We start from the raw sequence: 13,127 nt of genomic DNA on the forward strand, positions 1-13,127 counted from the left end.
CGTGGCCGCGCCCAAGCTCATCCTTGCATCCGCCAGCCCGCGTCGCCGCGAACTGATCGCGCGGCTCGGACTGACGCCGGATGCCATCAACCCCGCCGATATCGACGAAACGCCGGCCAAGGGCGAACTTCCGCGCGACTATGCGAAACGCATGGCGCGCGAGAAGGCACAAGCGGCCGCCAGCGATGACGGCTTCGTACTTGCTGGCGACACGGTGGTTGCCGCCGGTCGCCGCATCCTGCCCAAGGCGGAAGACGAGGCGACGGCGCGCAAGTGCCTCGAACTGCTCTCGGGCCGCCGTCACCGCGTGCTGTCGGCCATTGCCCTGCGCGCTCCCGACGGGTCGATCCGCGAGCGGCTGAGCGAAACCGTGGTGATGTTCAAGCGCCTCTCCGCCGAAGAGATCGACGCCTATATCTCCAGCGGCGAATGGGACGGCAAGGCTGGCGGCTACGCAATCCAGGGTATCGCAGAAGGCCTGATCTCCCGCATCCAGGGAAGCCATTCGGGCGTGGTCGGCCTGCCGCTCTACGAAACACGCGCGCTCCTCAAGGCTGCAGGATTTCAAATTGCCTGAGTGGCTGGTCGAGGAAGGCGTCGGCGAGATCCGCGCGCTCCTGATCGACGGTGACGAGGTGCTGGCGGCCAAATGTCGCTGGCCGGGCGAACTGCAGTCAGGGCAAAGCCTCCAGGCCAAGCTCGTCACCAAAAAGGGGACACGCGGAACAGCGCGGACCGCCGAGGGGCGTGAAGTACTCGTAGACAAGCTGCCGCGCGATGCCAGCGAGGGTGCGCAGATCGACCTCACGGTTACCCGTGCGGCAATGACCGAACGGGGCCGTTACAAACTGCCAGCCGCGCGCCCTGCCTCTGTCGCCCGACCTGCCGAGGATGTCTTCGCCAAGGGCAAGCGTGTGCATCGCTTTTCGTCAGGTACGTGGGAAGAGGTCTGGCATGCCGCCAGTTCGGGCGAGATCGCCTTCGATGGCGGATCGCTGTTGTTCGCTGTGACCCCGGCCATGACGCTGGTCGACATAGACGGAAAACTCGATCCGCGCTCGCTGGCGCTGGCTTCGGTCGCGCCGCTCGCGCAGGCAATCCGCCAGTTCGACCTTGGCGGGTCCATCGGGATCGACTTCCCGACGCTGGATGCGAAAGCGGACCGCAAGGCGGTCGACGAAGCGCTGGAGGAAGCGCTGGACGGCTGGCCGCACGAGCGCACGGCAATGAACGGGTTCGGGTTCGTGCAGATCGTCGCGCGGCTGGAAGGCCCCTCTCTCCTCCACCGCTTCGCAACCTCGCGCACCGGCATGGCGGCGCGCATGGCGCTGCGCCGTGCCGAGATGGTTGAAGGCGCCGGCGTGACTCTGCTCACCGTGCATCCCGCGCTCAAGGCGAAGCTCAAGCCCGAATGGCTGGGCGAGGTCGAGCGGCGCACCGGCAGGCCGCTGCGGATAGAGACCGATCCGGCCCTTGCCATCGAAGCTGCCTCTGCCCAGATCGTGGGGCATGAGTAAGCCCTGCCCCATCTGCAAGAAGCCGCGCAGCCAGGAACACGCGCCGTTCTGCTCCACCCGCTGCCGCGACCGCGATCTGGCCCAGTGGTTCGGCGATGGATATGCCGTGCCCGGCCGCCCTGCCCTGCCCGAAGAAATCGCCGCCGAAGTGGTCAAGCCACAAGACGATTGAATTAGCCCCTTGCCAAGCGCCCTGCGCTTCGCCATAGGCGCGCACTCCAACCGCTGGAGCGCCCCACGAGAGGCCGCAGCGAAGGTTAGCCCGGGTAGCTCAGTTGGTAGAGCATGCGACTGAAAATCGCAGTGTCGGCGGTTCGAATCCGTCCCCGGGCACCACTTCCCCCACTCAACCGGACCATAGCCCTTCGGCGGCATCGCACGCACGTGCCAGCGAATCGAAGTCTTTCGGCCTCCTGAGGCGATAGACCGGGCATTTGGCTGCGATTTGCGCGCCCAGTGCGCCCTGCTGTCCCCATGCTCCGAGCACTTCGATCATCTCGGGCCGGTACATCGTGTGCTTCATCGCCGCTTCGAGCGCTTCAACGCCGGTCAGCCTGTCGAGCGACACCTGCTCGCCTTCTTCCAGCGTGACGATGGCGATCATAGGCAATGCCGCCTCGCCTGCGAGGTGGTCGCCCACGCTGCAATGGTACTTGTCCTCGCGGTAATAGTCGCGCTGCAGGATACGCTCGTCCCAGCCGAAGCGGTCGATCGCTTCGCGCCACAGCTTGATCCGTGCGGACGAGGGATGGATCAGCGCATGCTCTTGCCAGGGCTCAATGCGGCTGAGATCGTCTGCGACCAGACCGGCTCCGCGCGAGAGCATGGCGCCCGCCATCGTGCTCTTGCCCGCCCCCGCATCACCGCAGAACAGGATAGCCCTCCCGGCTCGAGCCACCGCGCTGCCATGCCACATCGCAAAGCCCCTCTGGTAACCGAGCCCGCCCCATGCGCTCCCCAGCGTGAACAGGCGCAATTCCGGCGGAGCGGCGGTCAGTCCGGGGTGAAGGGTGATCCTGCGGCCTCCCTCGACCTGCCATCCGCCAATTCCCTCCACTGCGAAGCGCAGCGCCTCGCCCACTGCAACGCTGCCGTCGGCCGGACAGTCGGGGCAAGGCTCGTCCGATATCGAAATTTCCACGTCAGCGTCGCCTTGCGGATCGCAGGCGAACGCCTCCCACTCGGGCAGTTCGAGCGCCGAGGCGATGACAAGGCCCGAATGGCGATAGTGGAAGGGAAGCGGCATCACGCGCACCTAGCTGCCCAAGCGGATGAAAACACGCAAGCATTGCCAATTCCCACGCTCGCGTTATCCCCTTGGCCATGCACGAAGAAACCGCGACCGCGCTCTCCGCCTTCGACATCGCCGCACTGCTGGTTGTCGCCTCCGCCCTGCTCGGGTGGTTCAACCATCATTTCATCAGGTTGCCTCATGTCATCGGCCTCACCGTCATGGGCGCGATTGCCGCGATCGGACTGATGCTGGCCAATGCCTTCATCCCCGGCGTCACGCTGGATGACTGGGTGGCAGACACGCTGCGCCAGATGAATTTCACCGACACACTGCTGCAGGGGATGCTGAGCTTCCTCCTGTTCGCGGGTGCTCTCCATGTCGATCTCGACCGCCTCAAGGTCGCCTGGCTACCCGTGCTTTTGCTTTCCACGGTCGGCGTCATGATCTCCACCGTACTGGTGGGCCTCGCCATGTGGGGCGTGGGCATGCTGCTCGGCCTGTCGATCGCGCCGATCTGGTACTTCGTTTTCGGCGCGCTGATCGCACCGACCGACCCGGTTTCCGTGCTCGGCGTCCTCAAGGAAGAGAACGTGCCCAAGTCGCTGCAAAGCGCAGTGGCGGGCGAGAGCCTGTTCAACGACGGCGTGGGCATCGTGATCTTCATCATCCTGCTCGGCGCAGCGGTGAGTGGAAACGACTTCTCCTTCATCGAAGGTGCCGAACTGTTCGCTATCGAAGCAGGCGGTGGAATCCTTGTTGGCCTTGTCGCCGGCTATCTCGGCTACCGCGCGCTTGCGGGGATGGACGAGTATACGCTCGAGGTGCTGATCACGCTCGCAGTTGTAATGGGCGGCTATGCGCTGTGCAGCTACCTGCATATTTCCGGCCCGCTGGCGATGGCGGTCGCAGGCCTGCTGATCGGCAACCACGGCGTCACCTACGCGATGAGCGACGTGACGCGCGACTACCTGCTCAAGTTCTGGGAATTGCTCGACGAACTGCTCAATTCGGTGCTGTTCCTGCTGATCGGTCTCGAGATGATCGTGCTGGTTGCAGGCACCGACACGCTGCTTTTCGGACTGCTCGCGATCCCGCTAACGCTGGCCGCACGCGCGGTCGGCATCTTCGTATCGACCAAGACGATCCCTGCGGCACGCCTGCAGGACAAGGGAGCGGGCCGCGTTTTGTGGTGGGGCGGCCTGCGCGGCGGTATCTCCATAGCGCTGGCGCTGTCGCTCCCGCCGGGCGAAACGCGCGACCTGATCCTAGCCGCGACCTTTGCCGCAGTGCTCTTCAGCGTGCTCGTCCAGCGGGCGACGCTGGGCCGGTTGATCGAGAAGCTGAAGCACGATCACGCGCCCGCCGTGGAGGAAGAGGGCGGGAAGGAAACCGTCCACTAGGAGGGAGGGACCACCGGCCCCTCCCGCCAGCGCATCGCTAGAACGCTCCGTTGTCGCACAAGACATCGGTCAGCACGACTTCGCACTTGCTGTCGAAATTGGCAGGCCCCGTCAGGTCGAAACTGATGCGGTTGTCGATCACGTCGTAGACGACGTTGGAGATCGACACGGCGAAATTGCCGTTGCCGGCCTTCTCGCGCTCGGTGACATTGGCGCTACCCGTGAAGCTGGTCGCAGTGCCGTCGAGGATCGGCACCCTGAGGGAAATGTCGATTAGGGCATCCTGCGTATCGCTGCGTGAGACGATCGCCTTGCCCAGCACGCGGAGGATGAGCGGATAGGTCCCACCCGGCTTGCGGGAGAGATACCGCTCGAACGAGGCGGTTGCGCCGGCCGCGAGCGAGACACCCGCGCCGACAAGCTGGTGATTGTCCCCGACAAGCCGCGCGACATGCGTGCCCTCACAGCCCTCGAACACGTTGCGCGCCACGCGGCCCAGAGTGGCCGCATCCTGCGCAATTTCGGTGTCGTCCAGGCGGTATCCTTTGAAGCGGTTGCGCACGCTCGTCCACGGATCGCCGTTCCACTCTGACGGGATGTCGAGGAAATAGGCATCAGCCGAGACTGCGAGCGTCGCGGCATCCTGCGCGCGATAGGTGCCGACATTCTCGAAGGTGCAATGGCGGCACCGCTCGAGCCTCATGTAATGAGCCGTCGCTCCCGCGTTGGAATGCTGCCCGACCTTGCCGTGATAGGTCAGGATATGCGCGCCGCGCAGGTTCCTTGCCCAGATACCGGTTTCCAGCGGCGTATCGTCGAAGCAGAACATGCGGGTGGGAAGCCCGCCATCGAGGTGGAAATTGATCCGGTTGCGCACGCAATGCATCGCACCTTCCGCACCCGAGCTGTTGTAGAACCCGATGTCGCCATCGGCAGCGGTGCAGCTGGGAGAAAACTCGTTGTCGGCTCCCGTCACATGATAGCCGAAAGCGAAAGGCCCCTTGGCGCGCGTCTTGCGGAAATCGCCTTCGAGCCCCTGCAGGTCGAATGACTTGTAGCCGCCGATGACTTCGACGTTCCAGACACGGTTATGGAAGATGTTCCCGCTCGTCCCGATCGTCTTCACGCCCGAAACCTGCTTGCCGTTTTGCGTTTCCTGATCCCACACACCGCTCGGGATGCGCAGCCAGAAGCCGTCCAGCGAAGCGCGGTTCTTGGTAACCTCTACGATGCCCTCGCCGCCAATGAAGCTGTTGGTCGTCAGCGCGACCAGATCGAGGCTGAAGGGCGAGATGCCGTTGCCGAAAGTAAGCCGCTCGTCATCGAGCACGATCTTGGTGCCGACCCCGAAGCGGCCCTTGCCTCGCGCACCGATCCTGCTCGCCCCATTGGCCGATGCAAAGGCAATCGCGGCGTTTATGGCCGGACCGTTGTCGAGACCCGAGGTCCCGTCAGCGACCGCCTGATCCACGCCGCTGCTGCTGGCACCGAACTGTTCGATGTAGAGCTCGCCGCCCATGAGGCGGTACCAGCCGTTGAGGCACTCGATCGTGCCGGGGCCTGCATCGGCAGGCGCACCCGAGTAGGTCGCAGGATCGACGAGGCAGTATCGCCCCTCCCCGCCGTCGCCTGCAATTGCGAAGCCGGTCGTCTCGATCATGTCCGAACCGGTGAAGTCCTGCCCGATCGCGGCAGCGCGTGTCGTAATGATTGTCATGTCATGCTCCTGACTGTTCCAAGGAGCACGGCAGGTATTGGCACGAAATTGCGGTAGGAAAGCGCAAATTGTCCTACTTGTACGAACCGCCGACAATTGCTTTCGGCCCGCCCTTCCGGTAAGCGGCAGCCAATCGCCCCGGGCCGTGCGGATCCTTCCCGATTCCGCTAACCGGGGCGCTGTCTTTTACGCGCGAAGGAATGCAGAGATGGCACGTCGCCGCCAGATTTACGAAGGCAAGGCCAAGATCCTTTACGAGGGTCCCGAACCGGGCACGATCATCCAGTATTTCAAGGATGATGCGACCGCCTTCAATGCGGAGAAGAAGGGCACGATCAACGGCAAGGGCGTGATCAACAATCGCATCAGCGAATATGTGTTCACCCGCCTGTCGCACATCGGCATTCCGACGCACTTCATCCGTCGCCTCAACATGCGCGAACAGCTGGTCCGCCAGGTCGAGATCATTCCTCTCGAAGTCGTGGTGCGCAACGTAGCCGCGGGCTCCTTGTCCAAGCGACTGGGCGTCGAAGAAGGCGAAGTGCTGCCGCACACGCTGATCGAATACTGCCTCAAGGACGATGCACTGGGCGACCCGAAGGTCTCCGAAGAAGAAATCGCCTGCTTCAACTGGTGCAGCCATGAAGAGATGCAGGACATGTCCAGCATGGCCATCCGCATCAACGATTTCCTGTGCGGCATGTTCGCCGCGATCGACATCCGCCTCGTCGACTTCAAGCTCGAATTCGGCCGCATCTGGGATGGTGATTTCAGCCGCACGATCCTTGCCGACGAGATCAGTCCGGACGGCTGCCGCCTATGGGACATCAACACAGGCGAAAAGCTCGACAAGGACCGCTTCCGCCGCGATCTCGGCGGCGAAAGCGAAGCCTATCAGGAAGTCGCGCGCCGTCTCGGCATCCTCCAGAACGAGGACAACGGCCCGGGCGAAGTGCTCGACATGAGCGCGCACCGCGGCCGCCTGCGCACGCCGACGAAGCCGGTCAAAAAGTAGTCACACCACGTAGCGCAGCGTCATCCCGCTCGGCGCGATGGCATAGGCGCAGTCGGGCATATGGTCCCCGTCGACCTGGACGGGTGTGACGCAGCGGTCGAACTCGATCCTGCGACAGCTGCGGATCTGCGCCTTGGCGAACCGGTCCAGCGGCAGTCGCAGCATGACCGCAAGGCTCAGCAGCATAGTGCTGAGCCGGGTAGAGCGCTCGAGTGTGATCAGCTCTACCGCGTCGGCGCCGAGCGCGGCTTCGGGGCTCAGCTGGAAGGGCCCTGCATAAAGCGCCGCACCCGATACGATTACCGCCTCGGCCTCGCATTCGAATGGCTCGCCATCGGCAAGCTCGCCGCGCACGGTCATCGCGTTGCGTGGCCATTCGCGCATCTGCTGCACCATCGCCACGACATAGGCATAACGCCCGATCCGCTTCTTCAGCTTGCCCGAAACGCGGGCAACCGCATGGCTGTCGGGCCCGATGGAAAGGCAGGAAACAATCGGCATCTCGCCCAGCCGGTAAAGCGGCGCGCGGACCCAGCCGTCGCTGCCCTTCGCCCAACCATCTGCCACCTGTTTCGCAAAGGCGGCAGGATTGCGCGCATAGCCGAGCTCTCGTGCCACGAGATTGATCGTGCCCGAGGGCGCAACCGCCAGCGGCACCTTCCCGGCTGCCGCACCCATTGCCTGCACGGTGTCGCGCAGAGTCCCGTCGCCGCCGTGAACGCAGACCAGCTCGGCCGTGCCCGAAAGCTGTGCTCCCTCGGCGGTGGTCGGCATGGGCGTGACGGCGAAACCCTGTTCGCCCAGTGCAGCGACGAGAGCATCGAGGTGCGCCTGGCTGAAGCTGCCCGACACGGGATTATATACGAGATCGACTGCGGTCATCGGCCAAGCCCTAACGCAAGGAGCGGGAAAGACAAATTCGCTTTCGTCGACGCCTCTCGCAGCTTGGCAGAGCGCAGCGTGCGGTCAGCTTGCAGTCATGCCCGCCCTTGCTATGCCTTGGAGCTGGAGAGGACTGTTGATGACAAACATGATGCGGGTGCTTGCACCCCTGCCCTTGCTGGCACTCACTCTGCCCTGTTCCGTTCTGGCGGAGACGGGCGTGGAGCAGGAGCAGCAGGCCACCACGGCCTGGGGCAACACGATCTACGACATCGTGCCCGACGGACGGGTCGAATACGGCGTGCTCGACAACGGGTTGCGCTACGCAATCCTGCAGAACGAGCGGCCCGAAGAAACAGTGGTGATCCGTTTCGGCTTCGATGTCGGCTGGGTCGATGAAGAGGACGACGAGCTCGGCCTTGCCCATTTCATCGAACACATGGCCTTCAATGGTTCGACCAACATTCCCGAAGGCGAGATGATCAAGCTGCTCGAGCGAGAGGGGCTGGCTTTCGGTGCGGACACCAATGCTTCGACCGGCTTCGAAGACACGATCTACCGGCTCGACCTGCCGCGCAACGATCCCGAACTGCTCGACACAGCGCTAATGCTAATGCGCGAGACAGCAAGCGAACTGACCATCGCGGAAGACGCAGTCGACCGGGAGCGCGGGGTTATCCAGTCCGAGACGCGCACGCGCAACAATTACTCCATCAGGCGGCTGAGGGACTATCTCCAGTTCATCGCCCCCGAGACACGCTTTTCGGCACGTTTCCGCGCCGAAGGGACGGTCGAGAACATCGATGCAGCCCCGGCGCAGAGGCTGCGCGATCTCTATGCGCGCTACTATCGCCCGGACAATGCCGCACTGGTGATCGTCGGCGATGTCGATCCGGCGCTGGTGCGCGAAAAGCTGGTCGAGACTTTTGCCGATTGGGAGGCGGCACCGGAGGACATCGATCGTGTCGAAGGCGGCATGATCGACCTTGGCCGCGGCACGGCGGCGGCCAATTTCGTCGATCCCGATGTCGAGCATATCGTGGTGATCGACCGCTTCGCGCCCTATGATCGGCGCGAGAGCAGGCAGGCCGATTTCAGGCGCTCGCTCCTGTCCTCGCTCGGACGGGCAATGGTCAATCGCAGGCTGGAGAAGATCGCCAACGCGCCCGATGCGCCGATTATTTCCGGCGGCATATCTTCCGGCGACTTCTTCGATCTCTACGACCAGTCGACCATGACCGTGCAGGCCAAGGAAGGCGAATGGGAAACCGCCCTGCAAATCGGCGAGCAGGAATGGCGCCGCGCGATCGAGCACGGCTTCACCGATGCCGAACTGGCAGAGCAGGTCGCCAACTTCACACGCGTGTATCGCACAGCAGCCGAACAGCAGGACACGCGCCGCAGCGCTTCCCTTGCGGGCGGTATCCTATCGACGGCCAAGACTGGAAGGCTCTTCGTCACGCCGCAGACCAGCTGGCAGCTGTTCCAGGACATGATCGGCGAGGTCACGCCCGAAGCCGTAGCGGCAGTATTCCGCGAGGATTACGCCCTGTCCGCGCCGCTGGTGCATGTCAGCACCAAGCAAGCGATCGAGGGAGGAGAGAGTGCGATCCTGAGCGCGCTCGATGCCTCCCGCGCAGTGGCAGTCGCAGCGCCGCAGGGCGGAGACGCCGTCGAATTCGCCTATACCGATTTCGGCAAGCCCGGCTCGATTGTCGCCGACGCGGCGGTTGAAGACCTAGGCTTCCGCCAGATCCGCTTTGGTAACAATGTTCGCCTCAATTTGAAGAAGACGGACTTCGAGAAGGGCCGCGTCCGGTTCAACATCCGCATCGGTTCGGGTCTGCTCTCGATCCCCGACGAGGCGGTCGGGACCGGAATGTTCATCTCGACCTCGCTCGATTCCGGCGGGCTCGGCAAGCATAGCTATGACGAGCTGCGCCAGATCATGGCGGGCCGCGATGTGTCGAACGGCCTGTCGACGCAAAGCGACCAGTTCCGCGTCGGCGGCGCGACGACCATGGCGGACCTTCCGCTCCAGATGGAGCTGACCACAGCCTATCTCACCGATCCTGGTTTCCGTGAGGAGGCGCTGACACGCTGGCAGGCGCTCTTGCCGCCCTTCTTCGCGCGCGCCGATGCTACGCCGCAGGGCGTCGCGCAATTCGAACTGCCGCAGGTCATCACTGACGGCGATCCGCGCTCTGGCATCCCCTCGGAGGCGGCGCTCAATGCCATCACCCTGGAGCAGGCGCGCGCGCTCACCAGCGAACAGTTCGCGTCCGCCCCCATCGAGATCTCCGTGGTCGGCGAGATCGACGAAGAAGCCGTGATCGCTGCTGTCGCGCACACCTTCGGGGCGCTACCCGAGCGGGCGGAAACCTTGCAGCCTTTCTCCGAAGAACGGCAGGTATCGTTCACGTCGCGCAAGGCTCCGGTGACCCTCGCCCACGCAGGCGCCGAGGATCAGGCGCTGGCGCAGGTCTATTGGCCGACGACCGACGATGACGATGCGCAGGAAGAGGCGACCATGCGCCTCCTCGCAACGGTCATGCGCCTTCAATTGCTCGAGGAAATCCGCGAGAACCTCGGTGCGTCCTATTCGCCGGGTGCAAACTCGGCGATGAGCGATACCTATGACGGTTTCGGAAGCTTCTCCGCCTCCGTGGTCATTGCGCCCGAAGATGCGGACACGGTGTTCGAGACCATCGACACTCTCGCAGCAGGATTGCGCAGCGCTCCGGTCGATGACGACCTTCTTGAACGCGCGCGCAAGCCCATGCTGGAACAGCTGGCGAAGAGCCGCCGCGAGAACAGTTACTGGCTGGGAATGCTGAGCGAATCCCAGCTGCGTGCAGACCGGCTCGACCGTTATCGCGATTACGAGGAACGCCTGCTCGCCATAACGCCGGGCATGCTCCGCGAGGCGGCTGCAAAGTACCTGCGCGACGAAGAAGCCCTGCGCATCCGCATCATCCATCAGAGCCTGGTGGACGCCCAATAGAAAAGGGGCCGGGAAGGTTTCCCCTCCCGGCCCCTTCGGATTTCGATTTTCCGTTTCGACTTAGTAGTCGAAGCGAACCGACACGCCGATGACGCGCGGATCGTTCACGAACGCGGTGTTGTTGTTGAAGTCGATGCCGCCCTTCACATTGTCCTCGTCGGTGATGTTGCGCGCGAAGAGCGCCACTTCGAGGCTGCCGTCGAACTTGGCGTAACCGATACGCAGACCGCCTTCGATCTGAGGGTCGGTGACATATTCGTAGCTGTCGTAGAGGAAGAAGCTCGTCTCACCCTGGTAGGTCCAGTCGGTGTAGGCGAAGATTTCTCCGGTCGAGCTGACGGGGATCGCATAACGCGCGCTGACGTCGCCGATCCATTCCGGAGCGTTGGGGAACGGATTGCCGTCCACCAGCGCGCGGTCGGTGCCGGCAATGTTCACGATCGGGTCGAGCACGGTGCACTGGGCGCAGATGCCCACGGCAAGGTTCTCGTCCTGAATCTTCGTGTCGTTCCAGCTGGCGCCCAGCGTGATCAAGAAGTCCGGGGTGATCTGGAACGCGCTGTCCATTTCGAAGCCGTAGCCACGGCCCTTGTCGGCATTGACGAGCTGCACAAGGTTGTCAGCGCCACCGACAGCCGAGAACTGCGGATCGTCGATCGTGTAGTAGTAACCGGCGAGGTTGAAGCGCACGCGGCGATCGAACAGCTCGGACTTGAAGCCGGCTTCGTAGCTCATGATCTTTTCGCTGGTCGCGATCGACGGAGCAGCGAAGAAGGCCACGTCACGGCCCTGGATGGTCGGAGCACGGAAGCCGCTTGCGACACGGGCGTAGACGCTGGCATCGAGGCTCAGTTCGTAGAATGCAGCGACATCCCAGCTGATGCGCTCGTCCGAAACCGAACGTGCCTGCGGATCGGCTGCGTCACGTACGAAGAAGGCCTTCTCGTCTTCGGTGTAGCGGATGCCGCCGGTCAGCTTCAGGGCTTCGGTGACTTCGGTCGTAGCCTGGCCGAAGACGGCCCAGCTCTCATTCGTGTGGTTCACCGTCACGGACGGCGGGAAATCGAAGCCGACCGTGGTCACGTCGAAATCGCTGTCGAAGTAGAAACCGCCGACCTGCCATTCGAAGGTGCCGCCGCTGGGCGAAGCGATGCGCACTTCCTGCGTGAACTGGTCGAGAGTGATCGAGTCCTGCGTATCCGAGGGGAACGGGATGAAGCCCGGGCCCATGATCGGAAGGAAGCTGGCACCGAAGCCGCCGTCGATGTCGCCGCGGCTCGAACCTTCGCTGTTGGCGAAGCTGGTGATGCTGGTGAAGGTCGCGAAGTCGGCTTCGTACTCGACCTTACCGGTCGCGATTTCGGCATTGTACTGTGCCTGGTTGCCTGCACCTGCGTCGTAGAACACGGTGTCGCGATCGTAGTTCTCGTTCAGATCGTTCGTGCCCGGGCCGAGGATGTTGGCGCGGAACAGCGTCGAGGTGCCATCGAGATCGCGGACCGAGTAGCTGCCGAGGATCGACAGGCGGTCGGTCGGGGTGATGAGGAGCTGCGCACGGCCAGCGATGTCGCTGTAGGCGCCGTAGACGTCATCTTCACCGGTGAAGCCGTTGTCGACCCAGTTGTCGCGCTGCTGCCACAGGCCCGACAGGCGGACCGAGGCGATGCCCGGCACGATCGGAACGGTCACGCCGCCATCGATGGCAACCGAGTTGAAGCTGCCGTAGCTGGCCGAACCGGTGACGGCGAATTCGTCGCCCGGCTTGGTGGTGTCGATCTTGACGATACCGGCCGGCGTGTTGCGGCCGAAGAGCGTGCCCTGCGGGCCGCGCAGGACTTCGATGCGCTCGACGTCGAAGATCGGGAAGCTCTTGAGCGTCACGTTCTCGAGGACGACGTCGTCCATGACGACCGAAACCGGCTGCGAGGCAGCAAGGTCGAAGTCGGTGTTGCCGAGACCGCGGATATAGAAGCGCGGTGCAGCGCGGCCGTTCGAGCTTTCGACGAACAGGCCCGGGACGCGGCCGGCCAGCGCAGTGGTGTCACCACCGGCGGCGAAGATGTTCTGGACTGCGTCGGAGGAGATGGTCGCTGCCGAGACGGGAACGTCCTGCAGGTTTTCTTCGCGGCGGTTGGCGGTGACGACGATGACGTCGAGTGCGCCGTTGTCGGCCTGCTCGGCACCGGTTGCTTCGGTGTCGGAGCTATCGACATCCTGCGCGAGGGCAGGCTGCGCGAAGGCGAGAGCCAGCGTGCTGGCGGAAAGGAGGCGGAGGGTAAGGGAGCGGTCAATCATGGGAGAGATAATCCTTTTGGCCCGGCGCCGATTCCATGCGCGGCGCGGGTTGGTGGGATGGGA

Annotated in this window: 10 protein-coding genes and 1 tRNA gene; 7 read left to right on the plus strand and 4 right to left on the minus strand. The window is 63.7% G+C overall.

What is annotated here, in order from left to right; all coding sequences use genetic code 11:
• The first annotated feature begins 1 nt into the window (after position 1).
• The 4 genes from K3165_RS04580 to K3165_RS04595 all read left to right on the plus strand — a co-directional run bounded on the left by K3165_RS04580 (position 2) and on the right by K3165_RS04595 (position 1,853).
• Positions 2-577, plus strand: a complete 576-nt coding sequence (locus K3165_RS04580; protein ID WP_221547620.1) for a Maf family protein — start codon at positions 2-4, stop codon at positions 575-577.
• Complete coding sequence (locus K3165_RS04585) at positions 570-1,517, plus strand: Rne/Rng family ribonuclease (RefSeq protein WP_221547621.1); 948 nt, start codon at positions 570-572, stop codon at positions 1,515-1,517. Before K3165_RS04580 ends, K3165_RS04585 begins: the two co-directional genes overlap by 8 nt.
• Positions 1,510-1,689 (plus strand): DNA gyrase inhibitor YacG, encoded by a 180-nt coding sequence (yacG, locus tag K3165_RS04590; protein WP_221547622.1) that lies wholly within the window; start codon positions 1,510-1,512, stop codon positions 1,687-1,689. Before K3165_RS04585 ends, yacG begins: the two co-directional genes overlap by 8 nt.
• Before the next feature lie 88 nt (positions 1,690-1,777).
• Positions 1,778-1,853, plus strand: a tRNA-Phe gene (locus tag K3165_RS04595).
• A gap of 10 nt (positions 1,854-1,863) precedes the next feature.
• On the opposite strand, the gene K3165_RS04600 is transcribed toward K3165_RS04595, so the two are convergent.
• Positions 1,864-2,766 (minus strand): phosphoenolpyruvate carboxykinase (ATP), encoded by a 903-nt coding sequence (locus tag K3165_RS04600; protein ID WP_221547623.1) that lies wholly within the window; start codon positions 2,764-2,766, stop codon positions 1,864-1,866.
• Between the two features lie 74 nt (positions 2,767-2,840).
• Here K3165_RS04600 and K3165_RS04605 point away from each other — a divergent pair, with 74 nt between their 5' ends.
• On the plus strand, positions 2,841-4,151 hold the full coding sequence (locus K3165_RS04605) for a cation:proton antiporter (protein ID WP_221547624.1): 1,311 nt from the start codon (positions 2,841-2,843) through the stop codon (positions 4,149-4,151).
• 37 nt (positions 4,152-4,188) lie between these two features.
• Here K3165_RS04605 and K3165_RS04610 read toward each other — a convergent pair whose 3' ends face one another.
• The gene (locus K3165_RS04610; RefSeq protein WP_221547625.1) at positions 4,189-5,868 is read right to left on the minus strand and encodes a hypothetical protein; all 1,680 of its coding nucleotides are present in this window, start codon (positions 5,866-5,868) and stop codon (positions 4,189-4,191) included.
• Positions 5,869-6,076: 208 nt separating this feature from the next.
• Between K3165_RS04610 and purC the strand changes: the two genes are divergently transcribed.
• The gene (gene purC / locus K3165_RS04615) at positions 6,077-6,883 is read left to right on the plus strand and encodes a phosphoribosylaminoimidazolesuccinocarboxamide synthase (protein WP_221547626.1); all 807 of its coding nucleotides are present in this window, start codon (positions 6,077-6,079) and stop codon (positions 6,881-6,883) included.
• Here the strand turns inward: purC and K3165_RS04620 are convergent, their stop codons facing one another.
• Positions 6,884-7,765 carry a diacylglycerol/lipid kinase family protein gene (locus tag K3165_RS04620; RefSeq protein ID WP_221547627.1) on the minus strand — a complete coding sequence of 294 codons (882 nt, stop codon included), beginning with the start codon at positions 7,763-7,765 and terminating at the stop codon, positions 6,884-6,886.
• 139 nt (positions 7,766-7,904) lie between these two features.
• Here K3165_RS04620 and K3165_RS04625 point away from each other — a divergent pair, with 139 nt between their 5' ends.
• Positions 7,905-10,769, plus strand: a complete 2,865-nt coding sequence (locus tag K3165_RS04625; protein ID WP_221547628.1) for a M16 family metallopeptidase — start codon at positions 7,905-7,907, stop codon at positions 10,767-10,769.
• Positions 10,770-10,829: 60 nt separating this feature from the next.
• Here K3165_RS04625 and K3165_RS04630 read toward each other — a convergent pair whose 3' ends face one another.
• Positions 10,830-13,064, minus strand: a complete 2,235-nt coding sequence (locus K3165_RS04630; protein ID WP_221547629.1) for a TonB-dependent receptor — start codon at positions 13,062-13,064, stop codon at positions 10,830-10,832.
• Positions 13,065-13,127: the final 63 nt, after the last annotated feature.

It is taken from the genome of Qipengyuania xiamenensis, from assembly GCF_019711495.1.
Taxonomy (GTDB): domain Bacteria; phylum Pseudomonadota; class Alphaproteobacteria; order Sphingomonadales; family Sphingomonadaceae; genus Qipengyuania; species Qipengyuania xiamenensis.